Source organism: Virgisporangium aliadipatigenens (assembly GCF_016863615.1).
Lineage (GTDB): Bacteria > Actinomycetota > Actinomycetes > Mycobacteriales > Micromonosporaceae > Virgisporangium > Virgisporangium aliadipatigenens.
The window spans coordinates 42,957-61,701 of sequence record NZ_BOPF01000037.1 but is presented as its reverse complement, the minus strand read 5'-3'; the positions used below and the strand labels follow the sequence as shown (position 1 = coordinate 61,701).

The window sequence follows — 18,745 nt, the reverse complement described above, 5'->3', positions numbered from 1 at the left end:
GTCGGGCACCTCGTCCTTGACCAGCGTCGAGCAGCCGCGGCGGGAGTCGGCACGGCCCTGGGGCCGGGTCGAGCACACGCCCTGTCCGGCCCGACATTGAGATGCAACTCACCGAGGACGGACACCACGTGTTCCGCGATCGCACAGGCTTTCCTCGGGCGGTGACGCGCGCCTTCCTGCCGGCCCTGAGCGGTTCCGTCCGGTGGGCCGATGCGGCGTCGGCGTCTCCGTCGCGATCCGTCCTCTGATCAGGTCCCTACGGGCCGGCGGGGCCGCCGCCGTGGCGCAGGGCCGGCAGCAGGATGTCGTCCACGAGGTGCGCGACGAAGAGGTCGTCGACCGGCAGGCCGCACACGAGGCGATACACCAGCAGGGACGAGGCGACCTCGCCGAGGATCGGCGGCTGCTCGGCGCTGCGCAGTTCGCCGCGCTCGCGCGCGCGTTCGAGGACCCGGCGGTCCAACTGCGGGGCGATGCGCTTGGACCGTTCCTGGACGCTGGCGCGCAGCGCCGCGTCCTCCAGCACGGCCTGGGACATGCCGAGGATCAGGCGTCCCTCGAAGCCGTCGATGACGGCGGCGAGCGCCCGGGCGTACGCGATGAGGTCGCCGCGCAGCGAGCCGGTGTCCGGCACGTCGAACGGCTGCGCCCGTGGCCCGGTGCCCATCGCCGCCGCCACGAGGGCCCGTTTGTCCGCCCAGCGGCGGTAGACGGTCGTCTTCGAGGCCCGTGCGCGGGCCACCACCGCGTCGATGGTCACGGCGGCGTAGCCCACCTCCGCCACCATGGTGAGCGCGACGTCCATGATCTCCTCGCCCCGCCCGGGCACCGGGCGGCGGCCGCGTGGACTCATGACGCGCCACTCCCGGTGAAAATCTTGTCCAGCGTGATCGGCAGGTCGCGCACCCGCACGCCGGTCGCGTTGTACACCGCGTTGGCGACCGCGGCGGCGACGCCGACGATGCCGATCTCTCCTACCCCGTGGACACCCATCGGCGTCAGCGGATCCGGCAGGTCGAGGAAGATGACGTCGATGTCGCACACGTCGGCGTGCACCGGCACGTGGTATTCCGCCGCGGAGGCGTTGACCGTGCGTCCCGTCCGGCGGTCGACCAGCCCTTCCTCCATCAGGGCGCTGCCGACGCCCATGATGACCGCCCCACGGATCTGGCTCGCGGCCGTCTTCGGGTTGATGATGCGCCCGGCGTCGATGCAGGCGACCCACCGCGACACGCGCGTCTCCCCGGTCACCGCGTCGACGCGGACCTCGCAGAAGTGCGCGCCGTAGCCGTGCATCGAGTACTTCATGAACTCCAGCGGCAGCATCGGGGAGGAGCCGACGGCCTCGACGTACTCGGCCTCGCCCACCAACTCCTCGAACGTGGCCGCCCGGGACGGGTCGCCGGCGTGACGCAGGCCGCCGTCGCGGTACACGACGTCGTTCGGCTTGAGCCCGTACAGAGCGCTGCGCCGGGGCACCCGCTTGAGCAACACCTTCTTGAGTTCCTCCGCCGCCGCGGCGACGGTGATCACGAGGCTGGCCGTCTGCGCCGAGCCGGCGGCGATCGGGCTCTCCGGCAGGGTCGTGTCGCCGAACTCGAAGCCGACCCGGTCGATCGGGAGCCCGAGCCGCTCGGCGGCCTGCTGCACCTGCACCGTCTCGGTACCCATACCCATGTCGTTGGCCGCGGCAGACACGATCGCGCGCCCGTCGGCAGTGATACGGATTCGCACCTTGCCGCCGGGCATCCTGATGTACGGGTAGAACGCCGACGCGGTGCCGTGCCCGACCAGCCACCTCCCGTCGCGCTGTCCGCCGGGCACCCGGTTGCGCTCCTGCCAGCCGAAGCGTTCGGCTCCCCGCCGGTAGGCCTCGATCAGGTGACGCTTGGAGAACCTGGTCCCATCGGTGGGGTCGACGGCCGGCTCGTTGCGGCGGCGCAACTCGATCGGGTCGAGCCCGACACGGCTCGCCAACTCATCGATGGCCGACTCGAGCGCGAACGACCCGATCGAGTCGCCGGGAGCGCGCATGGAGGCGTTCGGGACGACGTCCAGCACGACCTTCTTCTGCCCGATCCGGTACGTGTCCGCCGCATAGAGGTGCCGCGCCGGCACCGAGACCTGCTCGGGAGAGTTCTCGTGGACGATGCCGGTCACGCTGTCGTGCACCAGCGCCCGCAGCCGTCCTGCGGCGTCGGCGCCGAGTGCGACCCGCTGCCGGCTCGGGGCCCGGCCGCCGGTCATCCGGAACGCGTCCTTGCGCCGCAGCGCGAGCCGGACGGGCCGGCCCGTCACCCGTGCCGCGGCCACACACAGCAGTTGGTGGTCCCACACCGTCTTGTTGCCGAAGCCGCCGCCCACGGCCCGGCATGTCACCGTCACATCCTCCTCCGGCAACCCCATGGCGTGCGCGAGGCTGTGCCGGGTGCGCACAAGTGCCTGGGTCGAGTCCCACACGTGCAACTTGCCTTCGGGGGTCCACCGCGCGACGGTCGCGTGCAGTTCGATCGCCATGTGGTGGTGCTGCGGGGTCGAGTAGACCTCGTCGACGACGAACGCGGCCCCGGCGAGCGCGCCGTCGACGTCGCCCCGGGTGATTTCCGGTGGCTCGCCGAGCACGTCGGCGGGGAAGACCGCTTCGGACTGCAGGTCGCCGAAGGAGGTCCGCGCGGCATCGGCGTCGTACTCGACGTGCACGAGGTGCGCGGCCGCGTCCGCACACTCCTGCGACTCGGCCACCACAACCGCGACCGCTTGGCCGTTCCAGCGCACGACGTCGTCCTGCAACGGCGCCACGTCGATGAACGCGCAGCCCTTGGCCGTCAGCGTCATGAGCACCGGCGTGTCCATCCGGGGCGCGTTGTCGTGCGTCACGACACCGATCACGCCGGGCGCGGCGGCGGCCCGTGTCACGTCGATGCGACGGATTCGACCACGCGCGATCCGGCTCGGCACCAGGCTCGCGAACGCCATCCCGGGCAGGTCGACGTCCGCGGTGAACGCCGCGCCGCCGGTTACCTTGGCCGGGCCGTCGACGCGCGACACCGGCTGACCGACGACGCGCCTCGCCGTCGTCAACGGATCGACGTCGCGGTCGGGCAGAGTCCGGTTGAGCGCCTCGGTCGCCCGTTGCATCATGCTCATCCGCTCAATCCCTTCAGGACGTCGGCGACCACCCGCGGCGCCAGGCTCACCTTGAACGCGTTGTCCGGCAACGGTCGCGCGCTCCGAAACTCGGCTTCGGCGGCGCGTTTGAAGGTGTCCGGCTCCGCCGGCGCGCCGAGCAGTTCCCGTTCGGCGACCCGCGCCCGCCATGGCCGCGACGCGACGCCGCCCAGCGCTATCCGCACGTCCGCCACGGTGGCGTCGACCACGCGCAGTACAGCGGCGACGGAGACCAGGGCGAAGGCGTAGCTCGTCCGGTCGCGCACCTTGCGGTAGGTCGATACGGCCCCGTCGACGGCACGGGGCAGCCGCACGGCCGTGATGAGTTCGGCCGGTCCGAGCACGGTCTCCAGGTGCGGGGTCTCCCCCGGGTCGCGGTACAGATCCGCCACCGCGACGACGCGCGCACCGGCCGGGCCGAGAATGTGCACCTGCGCATCGAGCGCGACCAGCGCCACGCACATGTCGGAGGGATGCGTCGCGATGCAGTGTGCGCTCGTGGCGAGGACCGCGTGCGTGCGGTGGAAGCCCTGCCGCGCGTCGCAGCCGGAGCCGGGCTCGCGCTTGTTGCAGCGCGCGGCCACGTCGTAGAAGTACGGGCACCGGGTGCGCTGCAACAGGTTCCCGCCAACCGTGGCGGCGTTGCGGATCTGCCCCGACGCGCCGCTGACGATGGCGCGGGCCAGTACCGGATAGTCACGCCTGATCCGCGGATGGGCGGCGACAGCGGTGTTGCGGGTGGCCGCGCCGATCTCCACGCTCCCGTCGGGATGCTCGGTGATCCCCTGCGCCAGGCCGGAGACGTCGACCAGCGCGGTCGGCCGTTCGATCTCCTCGCGCATGAGGTCGACGAGATTGGTGCCGCCACCCAGATACCGCGCCCCGGCGGCGGCCAGGCGCACCGCCTCCGCGGCGTCCGCCGCCTTGGTGTAGGTGAACTCCCTCACGACCCGTACACCTCCGAGACAGCGGCGACGATGCCGTTGTGCGCGCCGCAGCGGCACAGGTTTCCGCTCATCCGTTCGCGGATCTCCTCGACCGACAGTTCGACCGTCTCGGCCCGTAGATCCTGCGTCACCACGCTGGGCACACCCGCGGCAGCCTCCCCCGCGAGTGCCACGCCGGAGCAGATCTGGCCGGCCGTGCAGTAGCCGCACTGGAAGCCGTCATGGGCGATGAACGCCTCCTGAAGCCGGTGCAGCGCGGCTGCGTCGCCGAGCCCTTCGATGGTGGTGACCTCGCGCCCGTCGGCCTGCACGGCCAGCATGAGACAGGACAGCGTGCGTTGGTCGTCGACCAGGACGGTGCAGGCGCCACAACCGCCCTGGTTGCACCCCCACTTGGTGCCGGTGAGCCGGAACCGGTCGCGCAGCAGGTCGAGCAGGGACGTGCGGGTGTCGATGTCCGCCGATCGGCTCTGCCCGTTGACGCGAACCGTGACCTCGGCCGTACTGATTCCCTCGTGTGCCATCGTTCAGCCTCCGTATCCGTATGCCGGCAGGACCACGGAATCCACCAGTTCCTCGATGAACTGCGCGTCCACGTCCTGGTGCGACATGCGACGGGCCACGATGACCCTGGGGACGATGTCCTCGTAGGCGCTGTTCGTGGAGTCCGGCGCGATCTCCTGTCGGGCGCGCGCACGCTCGAGCGAGGCGCTCGGCAGCGACAGTCCGTGGCTACCGCCGTAGGTGGCCAGCCGCTCGCAGACGAGTGGATCGAGCCGATCCACCTCGATCATCGCGCCGAGCAGTTCCGCCGAATGGCCGGCGATCGAACGGACGAAGGTCGTCGCCTGCTGGATGATGTCGGTCTTGAAGGCGCCGGTGTCGGGGTCGGCCGGCCCGGCCTTCATCAGCCTGCCGACCGACTCCACGACCACGGCCCGCCGGTCGCCCCATCGTTGCACGAGCGGCGGCAGTGGCGTCCTGGCACGCTCTGCGAGCGCGTCGAGGGTCAGCGTCGAATACCCGTACTCGCTCAGGTAGTCGACACAAGCCTCGTGCACGCGGTGCGCCGTGGATCTCATGGACCTACGATACGAGAACGTACTGTAATAGCAAGTCCAGCGGACCGATGAGGTGCCATGCGTGACGTACTCGAGGAACTGCTGCCGCGGTGGAGCCGTGGCGAACCGGTCGGGCTCGCCACGGTGACCGCCACGTGGTCCAGCGCGCCCCGCCAACCCGGCGCCACCATGATCGTCGCCGCGGACGGCACCGTCGCCGGCAGCGTCTCCGGCGGCTGCGTCGAGGCGGCCGTCTACGAACTCTGCCGGGAGGTCGCCGAGACAACGCGGGCGCGCACCGTCCACTTCGGCGTCGCCGATGATGACGCGTTCGAGGTCGGCCTGCCCTGCGGCGGCACCATCGAGCTCTACGTCGAGCGGGTCGACCGAGAGACGTTCCCCGAACTGGACCGGCTCGCGGACGCGCTGCGAACAGGCATCCCGGCGGCACTGCTCACCCACGTGCACGACGACGGCGGGCACATCGTCCTGACCGGTGAACAACGGCACGGCACGCTCGGCACGCCGGGCCTCGACGACGCCGCCACCGCCGACGCCCGCGGGCTGCTGGCCGGCGGCCGCACCGCTCTGCTGCGCTACGGTTCCGACGGCGAACGTCGCGGCACCGACACCGCGGTGCTCGTCACGTCGTTCGCCCCGCCCGCCCGGATGCTCGTCTTCGGCGCCAACGACCACGCCGCGGCCGTGACCCGCATCGGGGAGTTCCTCGGCTACCGGGTGACCCTCTGCGACGCGCGACCCGTCTTCGCCACGCCGCGCCGCTTCCCGCACGCGCACGAGGTCGTGGTGGACTGGCCGCAGCGCTACCTCGCCGCGGAGGTCGCGGCCGGACGAATCGATGCCCGGACCGTCGTCTGCGTCCTGACGCACGACCCGAAGTTCGACGTTCCACTGCTGGAACTAGCTCTGAACCTGCCGGTGGCGTACGTGGGTGCCATGGGCTCCCGGCGCACCCACGACGACCGGCTCGCCCGGCTACGCGCGACCGGACTCTCCCCCGCGGCGATCGACCGGCTGGCCTCGCCGATCGGCCTCGACCTCGGCGCACGCACCCCCGAGGAGACCGCGGTCAGCATCGCAGCCGAGATCACCGCCATGCGGTGGGGCGGCAGCGGCGCCCGGCTGGCCGACACCACGGGCCGCATCCACGCGTAGCCACCACGTTCGCGGTGGCTGCAGCGGCCGTCCGTCCGCGTCGTAGCGGCGCACGAACCGATGTCGGCCTCGTTCAAGCTGGACCCGGGCCGTTCCGTCGGCGTAGACAGTGCGGCATTCATAGGCAGGCCGTCGGGCGAGAAAGTCCGGCAGCGGTCAGTCTGGCTGGGGACGTGCTCCGCCGATCTCCGGCTGCCGCCATATTTCCCACGCCACGAAAGCGACGCTGACCGCCGTGACGGCGACCAGGATGGTCAGCGCGTGCACGACCGGCGCCATCGGGATGAGCGCGACCAGGACGACCGAGGTCACCAGGCGGTCGGTGGCGATCTCGTGGTGATCACGCCATCGATACAGCACCTCGCCGGCGTAGAACAGCGCGGTGCCGCCGCAGAGGGACAATCCGGCCAGCGGTTGCAGCGGTTCGTCGGGATGGGCGATCGCCTCACCCACCCCCAGGCTGTACCAGACGATGCCGGCGATCAGCGGCAGGTGCAGATAGCTGTATGCGTCCCGGGCGAGCCGGGCCCGCTCGGGTGCCGAAGCCCGGCGCAGCCGTGCCGCCGCACCGTGCTTCAGCCCGAAGTAGGCCCACCACATCGCAGCCGAGACAAGAACACCGAGCACCACGGCGACCAGAACGTCGGCCCTGCGCAGGCCGCCGATGGCCGCCCTGCCCATCTGATAGATGGATTCGCCGAGCGCGATGATCACGATCAAGCCGTGGCGTTCGACGAAGTGGCCGGGCCGCACGTGCAAGCCGCCCATGCCGAACAGGGCCGGGCCGCCGAAGTCCACGAGCACCGCACCGAGCCACAGCACTCCCGCAGGGGCGGCTCCTGGGTCGCGGCCAGCACGACGAGTCCCGGGCCGCTGAGCAGGGTCGGCAGCAGTCGCAGGAAGGTGCGTCGCCGCCGCGTGTCCCCGCCCGCCGAGTAGATCAGCAACACGACATGCAGCAGGCGCACCGTGAGGAGCGCCAGCGCGAACGTCATTGCCTCGTCGCCGAACGCCCCGACCAGGGAGCTGGACGCAACCAGCATCGCGGACATGGCGAGGAAGATCAGCGTTCTTGCCGGGTTGCCCGACTCCGCCGAGGTGTTGGTCAGCCAGGCGTAGCAGACCCACGCCCACCAGATCGCCACCAGTGCCAGGAGACCATGACTGAACCCGGTCCACGAGGGGTGTTCCTCGATCAGATGCGTCACCTGCGACATCGAGTAGACGAAGACCAAGTCGAAGAACAGTTCCAGGGCGCCGACCGCACGGTCGTCCGCGGCACGCTGCGGCGGCTCCATGGCGGGTCCGGCCGCTGCGGATCGCATGTCCTGACCGCCGGCCTTACGCAATCAGGTGGTGGCAGGTCGACGGTGGTACCCGGCCGCTGCCGGATCGTGGCGCCGCTGACGGCGCAGACGCAGGCCGAGCATCAGCAGCGTGATACGGCCAGGGTGAACGCGCCGTCCAAACAACGCGTTGGCGCCGACGACGATGACCAACGCGAAAGCGGTGATCCCGGGGCCGGGCGAGGGCGAGCGCACCGCACACGATCGCGACGACGCCGCGGAGCGCCACTGCCCACAGGTGACGGCCGAGTTTCTCCAACATGACGATGTCCTCCGGACTCACGTGCCGAACCGCGGCCGATCGGCCGCATATCCGTACCTGGCAAGGTGCTCGTGGATCAGGCGAACCGCCATGGAACCCTCACCGACCGCGGACGCGACCCGTTTGATTGAGCCGCTGCGGACGTCACCCACCGCGAAGACGCCGGAGCGACTGGTCTCGAGCATTGCCGGCTGCGGCGCGTCGGTGCGCACCTGCGCTCCGGTCAGGACGTAACCGCGCTCGTCCAGGGCGATACTGGACGCCAGCCAGCCGGTGCACGGCTGCGCCCCGATGAAGGTGAACAACACCGTCGTCGGGATCTCCTGCCGCTCGCCGGTACCGGTGTCGCGCACGCTGAGCGCGTGCAGCCGGCCGTCGTCGCCGATCAGCTCGGTGACCTGCGTGTGGCACAGCACTTCGACGTTGGGCAGTCGCTCGATCCGGTCGACCAGGTACCGGGACATGTCGCGGTTCAGATCGTCGTGCAGGATGATCAGCCGGACCTGCGCGGCGTGCCGGGCGAGAAAGACCGTGGCCTGGCCGGCCGAGTTGCCGCCACCGACGACCGACACCGGCTGCCGCCCGCAGAAGACCGCCTCCATGAAGGTGGCGGCGTAGTACACGCTGGTGCCCTCGAACTCCGCCAGCCGTGGCACGTCAAGTCTCCGGTACCGTGCGCCGGTGGCGATCACCACCGCCCGGGTCCGCAACTGTGCCCCGTCGTCGAGGTGCACGATCTGGTCGCTGTCGTGCCATCGGAGCCGTACCGCCTCGACCGGTACGTTGAGATCGGCGCCGAACTTCTTCGCCTGCACCGCTGCGCGGTCGGCCAGTTCAGCGCCCGAGATGCCGGCCGGGAAACCCAGGTAGTTCTCGATCCGGGAGGAGGTAGCGGCCTGGCCGCCGGTGGCCGTCGCGTCGACGACGACCGTCGCCAGTCCTTCGGAAGCGCCGTACACGGCGGCGGCGAGGCCCGCCGGCCCGGCGCCGACTACGACGACGTCGCACATCGCCTCGTCCCGGCCGGAGCGCCGCAGACCGGCGACCCGGGCCAGTTCCGCGTTCGAGGGGTTGCGCAGCACCGTGTCCTGCCAGATCACCACCGGCGTGTCCGCCGCGCTGACGGACAGCCGGCGCAGCAACTCCTCCGCGCCGGAATCCTCCTCCAGGTCGATCCAGGTGTGCGGCACGCGGTTGCGGGCGGCGAGTTCGCGCAGGCGGCGGGTGTCCGGGCTGAACCGCGAACCGACGATCCGGAAGCCGATGATGTCGCCGATCAGCAGTTCCCGGCGGGCAAGAAAGCTGCGCAGGATCAGATCCCCGAGGTCGGGCTCCTCGCGGACCAGTTCGTGCAGGGCGTACAGGGGCACCGCGAGAACCACACCCGGTTCCTGCGCGACCATCGAGACGAAGGACGGCTGGCCGGTGAGCAGTCCGAGTTCGTCGAGAAACCGGCGCGGGCCGTGTAGCCGGATCATGCGGGCTCTCGGGGTGGCGTAGCCCTCGATCACCGCGACCTTGCCGGACAGCACGACGAGGAAATCGCGGTCCCGCCGGCCCTCGGCGACGAGCACGTCACCGCCCTGGACCGGCCGCTTCTCGCCGCGCCGGCTCAGCAGTTCGATCTGCTCGTCGGACAGGCGGGGATAGGCCCCGGCCAGATCCGGTGTCTCGCAGAGCCGCTCCTCGCTCGGGTTCACGCTGCGCCCCGCAGGACCTCGTACACCCGGGTGCGCCGGGCCGAAACGGGTGCGGCGCCGGCCCGGCGGGCCACCACCTTGCCGTCGAGCATCAGGATCAGCGTGGGTACGGCCCGGATCGTGAACCGTTCGGACACCTTCGACGCCCGCTCGGCCACCTCGGTGCCGAAAACCACGCCGAACGGCACCGCGTTCAGCTCGCCGCACACCTCGTCGAAGAAGCGCTTCGCCGAATAGACGGTGCCCTTGGGCATGACGTTCCTCCAACATCGCAGGCGGGGTTGAGGTGTCGGCGGGCGGCGGCGCCCGGGATACCTGCGGGATCGCGGGCCCCGTTCCCCTGCCTCCAGAGCACCAGCAGCGGCCGACGGTGTCGATTGGCAGAAATGCCAATCGAGCGGCCCGGAACCGGCGGCTAACCCGGCGTGGGTGAACCGGGCTCATCCGTCCGGGGGCGAGTCTCAGGGGATCGCGTCGACAGCCCGGAAGGAACCACCATGGCCATTGCAGCGCGCACCGTCACCCGCGAGGACCTTCAGCAGCAGGTGGCCACCGCCCACGCGCGGTCCTGGGCGAAACGCCGGGAGGCCGAGCGGGTCGCCTGGCCGGCCCTGGACTCGACCGAGGTCGAGAACGACACCACCGCGCGGTCCTGACCCCGACGGCCGAACGATGCGAGGACACAGCAATCCGGCCCGGACGGCGGCGAGGCATTGCGCTATCGCCGTCCTGCTCGCCGTCGTGACGGCCACATCCGGCGCCTGCGGCGAGGATCAGACACCCAAGTCCGCCAACACCAACGAGACCGGCGTCGACACCGTCGTCGGTCACCTGCGGATCCTCGCGGTACACGTGCCGGCACCCGACGGTCACCGGTACCCCCGCGGTTCCGACATGCGCGTCATTCTCACCATCGTCAACGTCGGTACCACGACGGACACCCTGACGCGCGTCTCCGTCCCGGACGCCGACCGCACCGCGATCCGCTGGGACCACAACTGCGACGGAACGCTCGACACGCTCGACGGGCTGCCGGTCGCACCGGCCGGCGGGGCGGGGCCGGCGGAACCGGCCGCCGCCGACCCGTTCGACCCGTACGACGTGATGGTCTTCTCGATCCACCGCGACGTGCTGGCCGGCACGACCATCGACCTGGCCCTCACCTTCCAGCACGCCGGGCAGATCGTCACGGCCGCGTATGTGCAACCGAAGTCCGCGAACATCGTCGAGCCGGTCCGCCGCTGCTCCGCCCGCAGTCCACGCGCCGCGGATCGGTAGTCCGCCCGCCTCCGCCGTGCCGCACGCGCGGGTCCTGATGCACCAGTGCTCGGCGGACTCCGGCAGTGAAGCAGAAGAGGGAGGTCACCGCGATTGCGGAACTGGCATTCATCGACACCACCCCGGGTGGGTGACCTGCTCTCACCCTGGCGAGCCGGACGGTTGAGGGGCCGAGAGCATCTTCTCCACGAAGCAGGTGATCACTTGAGTTCTCCGCTGACGACAAGCGATGGCCCACTCGCCGTACCTGTCCACGATCGGGATCATGTACTCGGTCCCGAGGACGCGCCGGTGACCCTCGTCGAGTACGGCGACTACCAATGCCCGTACTGTGCACGCGCCCACACCACCGTCCAGGAACTACTGCACCAACGCACGAACCTGATCCGGTTCGCCTACCGCCACTTCCCGCTGACCAACGTTCACCCCTACGCCGAAGCGGCCGCCGAGACAGCCGAGGCAGCCGGAGTCAGAGGACGGTTTTGGCCGGTCCACGACTGGCTGTTCGCCAACCAGGACCGGCTCAACCCGGTAACCCTGATCGCCGCGCTGGCCGACCTGGGCCTCGACGTCCAAGCGATCGCCGGAGAAATCCGGAACCACCACTTCCTGGACAAGGTCCAGTCAGACTTCGTCAGCGGCATCCGCAGCGGCGTCAACGGCACCCCCACGTTCTTCATCAACGCAATGCGCTACGACGGCGGCCATTCCCTGTCCGAGCTGGTGACAGCGGTCGACGCGGCAGCGCGCGCACCGAACACATCGAACGCCCGTTGAGGGACGCCTGTCCACCACGCCGGCGGGAGCACGACCGTCACCGGACAACCGATACAAGGGAGTGATCTGATGGTGCAGCCGCAGCACGACAAACGATCCGACGCCACCTCACCGACGTCGGTCGGCGCAACAGACGGGCAGCTTGTGGTTGCCTCCTACCCCACCTACGCCGACGCGGAACGGGCGGTGGACTACCTGTCGGACCAAGGATTTCCCGTGCAGCGCACCGCCATCGTCGGTCGCGGACTGTCCAGTTTCGAAAGGATCACCGGCCGGCTGACGATCTGGCGCGCCGCCGCTCAGTCGGCCGCCCACGGCGCCGTCCTGGGCGCCTTGTTCGGCTGGTTGTTCGGCCTGTTCGATTGGGTCAACCCGCTCATCGCCAGCCTGCTGCTCGCCCTGTACGGGGCAATCTTCGGCGCTGTCGCAGGTGGTCTGCTCGGCCTGGTCGGCCACGCCCTCACCGGCGGGCGCCGTGACTTCAGCTCCGTTGCCGGTATGCGCGCCGAGAGCTATGACATCATCGTCGACGCTGAGGTCGCTGCGCAGGCCGTCCAACTGCTCGACGCCCTCACCGCCCCGGGCGGTGAGCGCGCCGCAGGTGGCCGTCGATAGAAGGGCTTCATGCGGAACCTGCGCCGCTTTCGGGCAGCAGCAAACCCTACGCAGAAAACACCCATCTTTGAAGCGGTGGGCGCACAGGTCGCTCGAAAACGCTCGTCCAGGCCGGGGGCCGGCGTGCCCACGCCACGATCGCGACGCTGATCGTGGCGTGGGTGTGCCCGTCGCCGATCGGCAGAGTCACCGATGCGCGGGGCCCCACGGCAATGAGGTCCCGACAGCCGGCGGGCAACTGCACTGTCCAAGTCGAAGAACTTTCGCGCGTCGCGTCCGTACGGCGCGGAGCACCGCCCGGCCCCGGCGGGCTGCTCCGCTCGGCTCCCCGGTCGCGGAACGAACGCGGGGCCGGCGACCCGCCCCCCGCGGCGCGGCCCGGATCGATCAGCCCATCGCCGCGAGCAGGTCGCGGCACACCGACTCGCAGGTCCGGCACGCCTCGGCACAGACGCGGCAGTGCTCGTGCATGTCGGCGTGTGCCGCGCACTCGTCACCGCACGACCTGCACACGGTCACGCACGCCTCGAGCATCGCCCGGCTGACATCGGCGTCGTATCCGGTGTGCCGCGACAGCACCCGCGCGGTGGTGGCACAGATGTCGGCGCAGTCGAGGTTCGTCCGGATGCATTTCGTCAGGTCGGCCACCATCTCCTCGCTCAGGCACGCGTCCGCGCAGGCGGTACACGCCCCGCTGCACGCCACCAGGGCGTCGATCGCCGCCGCCAGCGCGGTCCGGTCCAGGTTGATCGTCTTCGGGTAGGTCTGCAACATCGGCATCGCCGTCGTCATGCGTCCTCCTCGGTCTCGGCACGTACGGGCCGTCCGCTACCCCCTCCGTTCCCGCCCAACCCTCGTGGGTAGAACCACCGCCCGGCGGCAGTAGACGCGACCGGTCCGGCTCCCAGTGGGGCGAGGGGTTCGGGGGTGTGTCGATCCGCGAGGCCGTCTTCACGGGCGCGTCCGCGGCCCAGCCGCGTTCGACCCGGTAGGCGTGGTCTCGGTCGAACGTCGTCACGCGCAGCCCGGTCACCCACTTGCACCCGCCGACTGACCGGGGTGAAATGCGACTTCGCTGCCCGATACGGCATCACGGCGTCGGTGCGGACCGGTTGTCGGCCGGCCCGCACCGGATGCTCAGCGGTCGTCCGCCGTGATGGCGTCGGCCGGCTTCGTCGACCGGTCCACGGCGGGCATGGAGCCGAGGCGCCCGAGCAGGGCCGGCAGGTCCACACCCGTGAGGTCGCTGCCCAGTTGCAGCCCCTGCGCCACGGTGGAACTGACCGTCCGGGTCAGCGAACTCGCGCCGTCGGTGGAGATGACGGTCATCTTGTCCACCGCCGCCAGCGGCTGTGCCGCCTCCCGCACGACCTCCGGCAGCACGCCCACCAGCATGTCCAGGACGGCGGCCTCGTTGTATTCGCCGAACGACTGCGCCCGCACCCGCATCGCTTCGGCCTCGGCCCGCCCACGGGCGAGGACCGCAGACGCCTCCGCGGTGCCTTCCGCCTCGACGGCCTGCGCGATTGCGAGACGGCGGCTCTTCTCCGCCTCGCCGCGCTTGGCGCCCTCGATCGCCTCGGCCTCGGCCAACGCGGCACGTCGGGCACGCTCGCCCTCGCCGATGAGGCGCGCCTGCTCGGCCGCTGCCTGCGCCGCCGCGATGGTCGCCTGACGCTCCGCGTCGGCCTTGAACACCGCCGCGTTGCGGGCGGCCTCGGCCTCCTGCTCGATGCGGTACCGGGCCGCGTCCGCCGGCCGGCGCACCTCGGCGTCGAGCTGCTTCTCCTTCAACCCGGCGTTACGGGCGGCGACCTTCTCCTGTTCCGCCAGCACGGCCTGGTCCCGTTCCGCCTGCGCGAGCGGACCGGCCGCCGCGGACTGCGCCCGGGCCGCGTCGATCTCGGCCTGAATCTCCGCCTTCTTCAACGCCAGTTGCCGTTCCGACACCGCGACCGCCTCCTCCGCCAGCAACCGTTCCTGTTCGGCGGCCTGCCGGGCGCGCGCCTCGGCGATCGCGGCCTCCTTCAACACCCGCGACGCCTCAGGCCGACCGAGATCGGCCAGGTAGCTGCCCTCTGCCTGGATGTCCTGCAACTGGAACGTGTCCAGCACCAGCCCTTGGTTGGTCAGCGACGCCTCGGCCTCCTCCGCCACGGCGGTCGCGAACGCGGCCCGGTCCCGAATGATCGCCTCCACGGTCAGCCGGCCCACGATCGAACGCAGTGACCCGGCCAGCACCTCGGAGGTGAACACCTCGATGCCGTCCTGCTGGTGAAGAAATCGCTGCGCCGCGGCCCGGATCGCGCCCTCCGTCCCGCCGACCTTGACGATCGCGACTCCTTCGAGGTCACACCTGATGCCCTGAGCGCTGACCGCACCGCGGATACCCACCGGGATGCGGCGGCTCGACAGGTCGAGGCGGTGCAGCCGCTGCACCATCGGGATGACGAACACCGACGCGCCGAGCACCACCTTCTGCCCCGACAGGTCGGTCGACACGACACCGGAGGCGCTCGTCACCGCACGCCCCTTACGACCGGTGATGATGAACGCCTCGTTCGGACTGGCGACCTTCAACCGGCTCATCACGAGCAACACCAACAGCAGCAACAATGTCACCGCACCGGCGACCGCCAGCACCACAACCCCCACCATGACAGAAGTCCTTTCGACACAGGGATCCGGATCGACCGACCCGGGAGAAACGCGGTGAGCTCAGCGCGACAAGCGCGCGTCGACGACGACCACCGACGACTCGGACAGCGTCTCGACGACGAACACCGGCGCGCCCAACGGCAGCGCGCCGTCGGCCCGGGCGTGCAGCTTCAACGGCTGCCCGCCGACGTCGACCCGGATCTCACCCGGTCCGCCCACCGGGATCGGCGTCACCACGACACCGATCGCGCCGAGCAACGCCGAAGCGGTCACCGTCGCGTCGGTCGGCATCCGCATCAGCGCCGCGGTCAGCCGGGCGGCAAGCCACGCCGCCGGCACGGCGCCCGCCATTCCCGCACCGGCGGCCGCCGCGATCCCCGTCGGACCGTCCCGGCCGGCCAGGGTGTGGCCGAGTGCGCCGGCGAAGCCGAACGCGCCGACGAAGGTCGCTATCACCGGGACCGAGAACACGCCGTCCGCGTCGACGTCCGCGGGCAGGACATCGCTGACGAACAGCCCCACGGCCAGGATGAGCGTGCCCACGGCACCACAGCACAGGAGAACGACGGTGACAGTGTCCATGAGGTGCCTCCGGGGCGCGCGCCGACAGGGTGCCGACCCGACTTCCCGGCGCGCCAACCGACTCTGGAACGACTGGGTCCATTGTCGTGAACGGCCGGCTCCACCGGCATTGCCGAACGTCGCAACCACCGCGGTTCCGTCGTTGCCGGATCACGGCAATGACGGCACGACGGGTGCCGTTCCCGTCGACGAGCGTCGCGGGGAATCGGGTTGTCGTCGCGGTGTGGTGCCTGACAGCGGGGCCGTACGGCTCGGAATCGACTTCGGTACGTCGAACACCGTGGCGGTGCTGGCAGGCGCTGACGGTGTGGCGCGTCCGGTGCTCTTCGACGGTTCGGAACTGCTGCCGTCGGGTGTCCTGCTCGATACCGACGGCACGTTCCTCACGGGTCGCGACGCGATGCACGCCGCCCGGGTGGCGCCGCACCGATTCGAGCCGCACCCCAAACAGCACATCGACGAACCGGCGGTGCTTCTCGGCGAGGGCGAGGTGCCGATCGTGGAGTTGCTCGCCGCGCTGTTGGGACGGGTGGCGCCGAAGTCGGCCGGGACGCCGTGGCCGACGCCGGCCGTCCCGCCGGTCGAGGCAGCTGACGAGCCGAGTGGTGCGCCGGTCGTGGCGGACGACGAAGACGACTACGGGGACGACGAGGAGCGGGTCGGTGTACACCTTCCAACCGGACGGTGTGCTCGTGGCGGATCACCGAGCCAGCACGCCGATCACCGCCACCGCTCCCGGCGGGATCACCTTCACCGGCACCACCACGGGCGTCACCACGGGCCGGTACACCGCGACTCCCACCTCGCTGCAGATCGAGGTCGTCACCAGCACCGAGGTCAGCGTCCGGCAGCGACAGGGCACCGTCACCGACAGCGCCACCGTACGACCCGGCGATCAATCCCGGTGGGGTTATTCGTGCGCACGAGGCGACCTGCAACTCTGCCGCCAGAACGTTTCGGAGACCATCGTGCTGCTTCGCGCCGGCGCCGCGCCGGGCGGAGTCGCACGGTCGCTGCCGCCTTTGTCGCAGCGCCCGTGCGAGCGGAACGGATGAGTGATCAGCGGCCGACCTCCAGCGGGCTCGCCCGGGTGGTAGCCGGTCAGGGCTTTGATGCGGTCGAGGCGGTACGGACGCCCGCGCCGTCGCCCGCCGGCAGGCGCATCCGTCCACCCTGGATCCGCCAGCAGATTGGGCACCGGACGGGCACCCGTTCGATCACCGGATCCGGCGACGATGCGCCCATGAACCCCGCGCTCGATGTCGCCCCACGTCGTGAACTGATCCGCTTCCGCGTGACCGCACTCGTGCCGGCGGCGCTGTTCGGAGTGGTGCTGGTGTCGTTCCCGATCGCACCCGGCGCGATCTGGGCCGAGTACGTCGGCATCCTCTTCCACCTGTCGATCCCGCTGTTGGCCGCACGACTGGACGGGCCGGGATGGGCGCGACCGGCCGCGTACGCGTGGGTCGCTCTCGACGTGCTGGCCGGCACGCTGTACATCAACGAGATACCGCACGACCAGGCGTGGCCCGTACGGCTGGCCGCGCACATCTTCGCCGGCATCTGGATGGCCACCAGCTCGCTGTACGTGCGCGCGGTCGCGGTCCGGGTCGTCGGCGTCGCCGCCGGGGTGTGGCTGACCGGGTACACGCTCCTGGAGAACGTTCTTCCGCAGGGCGCGTTGGGGCCGGCCAGCATCCTGGCGACGTCGTGGTTCGTGCTGCTCGCTGTACTGCACAAGCCGGTCCCGGCTGCCAGTGGGCGTTCGCACTAGGTTCCGCCGTGTTCGAGTACGGCTGATCGGACGTCTTCGGGCACGAGGCGCGCGGCTGGACGTCACGCCGCCGATGCACCCTGACGAGCGAGCCGACCTCACCGACGTACAGGGGAAACACCCGGTGGCGGCCAGCGGAGTAGGCAGCCCGTGAGTGGGACGCAGCCGTGCCGGTCCACCCGTGGCTGGGGGTGCTGTTCGCGCCTGGGACGGACGTGTCGCTCTTCGGTTCCTGGTTACGTCGGGGGCACCCGACAGGGAGGCATGAGGATGGGAATCTCACGGGCACGCTTTCTGGCGGCAGCGGGGGCGGCGGCGGTCGCGCCGATCGTCGCGGCCGCCCCGGCCCACGCCGGGGGTCGACAGAGGCCGATCCGTCGCGGTGTCTGCTACGCGGTCGGTGACGGCGATGTGCCGGGCACCGGCTGGATGGCCGCCCGGATGCGGTCCGACCTGCGGTCGATCTCACGTGACCTGCACGCCAACGCCGTCTCGGTGTACGGCACCGGACCTGAGCGGCTCGCTGCCACGGCCGCCGAGGCGGCCGGCCACGGCCTTTCCGTATGGCTGCAGCCCCGCCAGGGCGACGTACCGCCGGCGGACATCATCGACCACTTGGCCGAGACCGGGCGTCATGCCGAGCGTCTGCGTCGCGGCGGTGCGCGGGTCGTGCTGAGCGTGGGCTGCGAATTCGTCCTGTTCGTGCCCGGGATCGTCCCCGGCGCGGACGTTCTGGAACGCGTTCGCAACCTGCAGTCCGGCAACTTCGACCCGGTGGTGATGCAACGCCGACTGGCGGCGTTCACCGCGAGGGCCGCGCGCATGGGTCGGTCGGTCTTCCGCGGCCCGCTGACCTACGGCGCATCGTACGACGAGACGGTTGACTGGTCGCTGTTCGACATCATCAGCGCCAACTACTACGGCGACCGGCCGCGCCGGGACCTCGCGCCGCACCTACGGCTCGGCAAGCCGCTCGCCGTCACCGAGTTCGGCTGCTGCACCTACGAGGGCGCGGCCGCCAACGGCGGCATGGGCTGGGACGTCGTCGACTACACGAGGGAGCCGCCGCAGATCGCCGGGAACCTGGTCCGCAGCGAGCAGGACCAGGCCCGCTACCTCACCGACCGGCTGAGCGACTTCGCGTCGATGGACCTGCCCGCCGCGTTCGTCTACGACTTCGTCTCGCCGGGCGCACCACACCGCCGCAACCCCCGCTACGACCTGGACCTCGCGAGCTACAGCATCGTCCGAACGATCTGGGCGGACGACACCGACCCGGCAAACGGCTGGCGGTGGGAGCCAAAAGTCGCCTTCGACGCCCTCGCGAGACAGTTCGCGCGTCTGCCCGTCGCCTCGGCGGCGGAGTAGCAGCACGCCGGTGAGCCCGACCGGCTGGATCCC

General features: G+C 70.7%; 20 protein-coding genes. 7 read left to right on the top strand and 13 right to left on the bottom strand.

Annotated features, from left to right (window positions below; translation table 11 throughout):
- Window positions 1-256: 256 nt before the first annotated feature.
- Genes Val02_RS37260 through Val02_RS37240 form a run of 5 tightly spaced genes read right to left on the bottom strand, consistent with a single transcriptional unit; the run spans window position 257 to window position 5,197 of the window.
- Window positions 257-853 carry a TetR/AcrR family transcriptional regulator gene (locus Val02_RS37260; RefSeq protein ID WP_203904018.1) on the bottom strand — a complete coding sequence of 199 codons (597 nt, stop codon included), beginning with the start codon at window positions 851-853 and terminating at the stop codon, window positions 257-259.
- Complete coding sequence (locus tag Val02_RS37255) at window positions 850-3,147, bottom strand: xanthine dehydrogenase family protein molybdopterin-binding subunit (protein WP_203904017.1); 2,298 nt, start codon at window positions 3,145-3,147, stop codon at window positions 850-852. The genes Val02_RS37260 and Val02_RS37255 overlap by 4 nt, the downstream gene beginning before the upstream one ends.
- The gene (locus tag Val02_RS37250; protein WP_203904016.1) at window positions 3,144-4,115 is read right to left on the bottom strand and encodes an FAD binding domain-containing protein; all 972 of its coding nucleotides are present in this window, start codon (window positions 4,113-4,115) and stop codon (window positions 3,144-3,146) included. The genes Val02_RS37255 and Val02_RS37250 overlap by 4 nt, the downstream gene beginning before the upstream one ends.
- Window positions 4,112-4,639 carry a 2Fe-2S iron-sulfur cluster-binding protein gene (locus tag Val02_RS37245; protein ID WP_203904015.1) on the bottom strand — a complete coding sequence of 176 codons (528 nt, stop codon included), beginning with the start codon at window positions 4,637-4,639 and terminating at the stop codon, window positions 4,112-4,114. Before Val02_RS37245 ends, Val02_RS37250 begins: the two co-directional genes overlap by 4 nt.
- A gap of 3 nt (window positions 4,640-4,642) precedes the next feature.
- Window positions 4,643-5,197, bottom strand: coding sequence for a TetR-like C-terminal domain-containing protein (locus Val02_RS37240; RefSeq protein ID WP_203904014.1), 555 nt, complete (start codon window positions 5,195-5,197; stop codon window positions 4,643-4,645).
- Window positions 5,198-5,254: 57 nt separating this feature from the next.
- Here Val02_RS37240 and Val02_RS37235 point away from each other — a divergent pair, with 57 nt between their 5' ends.
- The gene (locus Val02_RS37235) at window positions 5,255-6,352 is read left to right on the top strand and encodes an XdhC family protein (RefSeq protein WP_203904013.1); all 1,098 of its coding nucleotides are present in this window, start codon (window positions 5,255-5,257) and stop codon (window positions 6,350-6,352) included.
- A 156-nt stretch (window positions 6,353-6,508) separates the two neighbouring features.
- Here the strand turns inward: Val02_RS37235 and Val02_RS48375 are convergent, their stop codons facing one another.
- The 4 genes from Val02_RS48375 to Val02_RS37215 all read right to left on the bottom strand — a co-directional run bounded on the left by Val02_RS48375 (window position 6,509) and on the right by Val02_RS37215 (window position 9,914).
- Window positions 6,509-7,174, bottom strand: a complete 666-nt coding sequence (locus Val02_RS48375) for a low temperature requirement protein A (protein ID WP_203904012.1) — start codon at window positions 7,172-7,174, stop codon at window positions 6,509-6,511.
- Window positions 7,069-7,677: a low temperature requirement protein A gene (locus tag Val02_RS48370; RefSeq protein ID WP_203904011.1), complete on the bottom strand. Its 609-nt coding sequence runs from the start codon at window positions 7,675-7,677 to the stop codon at window positions 7,069-7,071. The genes Val02_RS48375 and Val02_RS48370 overlap by 106 nt, the downstream gene beginning before the upstream one ends.
- A gap of 300 nt (window positions 7,678-7,977) precedes the next feature.
- The gene (locus tag Val02_RS37220; protein ID WP_203904010.1) at window positions 7,978-9,660 is read right to left on the bottom strand and encodes an FAD-dependent oxidoreductase; all 1,683 of its coding nucleotides are present in this window, start codon (window positions 9,658-9,660) and stop codon (window positions 7,978-7,980) included.
- Window positions 9,657-9,914: a thioredoxin family protein gene (locus Val02_RS37215; protein ID WP_203904009.1), complete on the bottom strand. Its 258-nt coding sequence runs from the start codon at window positions 9,912-9,914 to the stop codon at window positions 9,657-9,659. The genes Val02_RS37220 and Val02_RS37215 overlap by 4 nt, the downstream gene beginning before the upstream one ends.
- A 243-nt stretch (window positions 9,915-10,157) precedes the next feature.
- Here Val02_RS37215 and Val02_RS37210 point away from each other — a divergent pair, with 243 nt between their 5' ends.
- The 4 genes from Val02_RS37210 (at window position 10,158) to Val02_RS37195 (ending at window position 12,330) form a co-directional block, all read left to right on the top strand.
- A complete protein-coding gene (locus tag Val02_RS37210; protein WP_203904008.1) occupies window positions 10,158-10,316 on the top strand; it encodes a hypothetical protein in 159 nt (52 codons plus the stop codon).
- 85 nt (window positions 10,317-10,401) lie between these two features.
- Entirely contained in the window at window positions 10,402-10,938 is a 537-nt protein-coding gene (locus Val02_RS37205; protein WP_203904007.1) for a copper chaperone PCu(A)C domain-containing protein, read from the top strand.
- 204 nt (window positions 10,939-11,142) lie between these two features.
- Window positions 11,143-11,715, top strand: a complete 573-nt coding sequence (locus Val02_RS37200; protein WP_203904006.1) for a DsbA family protein — start codon at window positions 11,143-11,145, stop codon at window positions 11,713-11,715.
- Window positions 11,716-11,784: 69 nt separating this feature from the next.
- The gene (locus tag Val02_RS37195) at window positions 11,785-12,330 is read left to right on the top strand and encodes a YflT domain-containing protein (protein WP_203904005.1); all 546 of its coding nucleotides are present in this window, start codon (window positions 11,785-11,787) and stop codon (window positions 12,328-12,330) included.
- A gap of 387 nt (window positions 12,331-12,717) precedes the next feature.
- Here Val02_RS37195 and Val02_RS37190 read toward each other — a convergent pair whose 3' ends face one another.
- The 4 genes from Val02_RS37190 to Val02_RS37175 all read right to left on the bottom strand — a co-directional run bounded on the left by Val02_RS37190 (window position 12,718) and on the right by Val02_RS37175 (window position 16,438).
- A complete protein-coding gene (locus Val02_RS37190; protein ID WP_203904004.1) occupies window positions 12,718-13,122 on the bottom strand; it encodes a four-helix bundle copper-binding protein in 405 nt (134 codons plus the stop codon).
- 345 nt (window positions 13,123-13,467) lie between these two features.
- Entirely contained in the window at window positions 13,468-14,988 is a 1,521-nt protein-coding gene (locus Val02_RS37185; protein WP_203904003.1) for a flotillin family protein, read from the bottom strand.
- 60 nt (window positions 14,989-15,048) lie between these two features.
- Window positions 15,049-15,570: an NfeD C-terminal domain-containing protein gene (locus Val02_RS37180; protein ID WP_203904002.1), complete on the bottom strand. Its 522-nt coding sequence runs from the start codon at window positions 15,568-15,570 to the stop codon at window positions 15,049-15,051.
- Window positions 15,571-16,270: 700 nt separating this feature from the next.
- Window positions 16,271-16,438, bottom strand: a complete 168-nt coding sequence (locus Val02_RS37175; RefSeq protein ID WP_203904001.1) for a hypothetical protein — start codon at window positions 16,436-16,438, stop codon at window positions 16,271-16,273.
- 375 nt (window positions 16,439-16,813) lie between these two features.
- Between Val02_RS37175 and Val02_RS37170 the strand changes: the two genes are divergently transcribed.
- Together Val02_RS37170 and Val02_RS37165 are read left to right on the top strand one after the other, a co-directional pair.
- The gene (locus Val02_RS37170) at window positions 16,814-17,344 is read left to right on the top strand and encodes a hypothetical protein (protein ID WP_203904000.1); all 531 of its coding nucleotides are present in this window, start codon (window positions 16,814-16,816) and stop codon (window positions 17,342-17,344) included.
- 270 nt (window positions 17,345-17,614) lie between these two features.
- Window positions 17,615-18,712, top strand: coding sequence for a glycoside hydrolase family 113 protein (locus Val02_RS37165; RefSeq protein ID WP_203903999.1), 1,098 nt, complete (start codon window positions 17,615-17,617; stop codon window positions 18,710-18,712).
- The last annotated feature ends 33 nt before the right edge of the window (window positions 18,713-18,745 follow it).

What these genes read in the sequence shown, in the direction of transcription:
- Val02_RS37170 (WP_203904000.1), top strand. Translation starts at nt 16,814, where the DNA reads ATGAACCCCGCGCTCGATGTCGCCCCACGTCGTGAACTGATCCGCTTC.
- Val02_RS37165 (WP_203903999.1), top strand. Translation starts at nt 17,615, where the DNA reads ATGGGAATCTCACGGGCACGCTTTCTGGCGGCAGCGGGGGCGGCGGCG.
- Val02_RS37190 (WP_203904004.1), bottom strand. Translation starts at nt 13,122, where the DNA reads ATGACGACGGCGATGCCGATGTTGCAGACCTACCCGAAGACGATCAAC.
- Val02_RS48370 (WP_203904011.1), bottom strand. Translation starts at nt 7,677, where the DNA reads ATGCGATCCGCAGCGGCCGGACCCGCCATGGAGCCGCCGCAGCGTGCC.
- Val02_RS37255 (WP_203904017.1), bottom strand. Translation starts at nt 3,147, where the DNA reads ATGAGCATGATGCAACGGGCGACCGAGGCGCTCAACCGGACTCTGCCC.
- Val02_RS37260 (WP_203904018.1), bottom strand. Translation starts at nt 853, where the DNA reads ATGAGTCCACGCGGCCGCCGCCCGGTGCCCGGGCGGGGCGAGGAGATC.
- Val02_RS37235 (WP_203904013.1), top strand. Translation starts at nt 5,255, where the DNA reads ATGCGTGACGTACTCGAGGAACTGCTGCCGCGGTGGAGCCGTGGCGAA.
- Val02_RS37185 (WP_203904003.1), bottom strand. Translation starts at nt 14,988, where the DNA reads ATGGTGGGGGTTGTGGTGCTGGCGGTCGCCGGTGCGGTGACATTGTTG.
- Val02_RS37195 (WP_203904005.1), top strand. Translation starts at nt 11,785, where the DNA reads ATGGTGCAGCCGCAGCACGACAAACGATCCGACGCCACCTCACCGACG.
- Val02_RS37245 (WP_203904015.1), bottom strand. Translation starts at nt 4,639, where the DNA reads ATGGCACACGAGGGAATCAGTACGGCCGAGGTCACGGTTCGCGTCAAC.
- Val02_RS37210 (WP_203904008.1), top strand. Translation starts at nt 10,158, where the DNA reads ATGGCCATTGCAGCGCGCACCGTCACCCGCGAGGACCTTCAGCAGCAG.
- Val02_RS37180 (WP_203904002.1), bottom strand. Translation starts at nt 15,570, where the DNA reads ATGGACACTGTCACCGTCGTTCTCCTGTGCTGTGGTGCCGTGGGCACG.
- Val02_RS37215 (WP_203904009.1), bottom strand. Translation starts at nt 9,914, where the DNA reads ATGCCCAAGGGCACCGTCTATTCGGCGAAGCGCTTCTTCGACGAGGTG.
- Val02_RS37240 (WP_203904014.1), bottom strand. Translation starts at nt 5,197, where the DNA reads ATGAGATCCACGGCGCACCGCGTGCACGAGGCTTGTGTCGACTACCTG.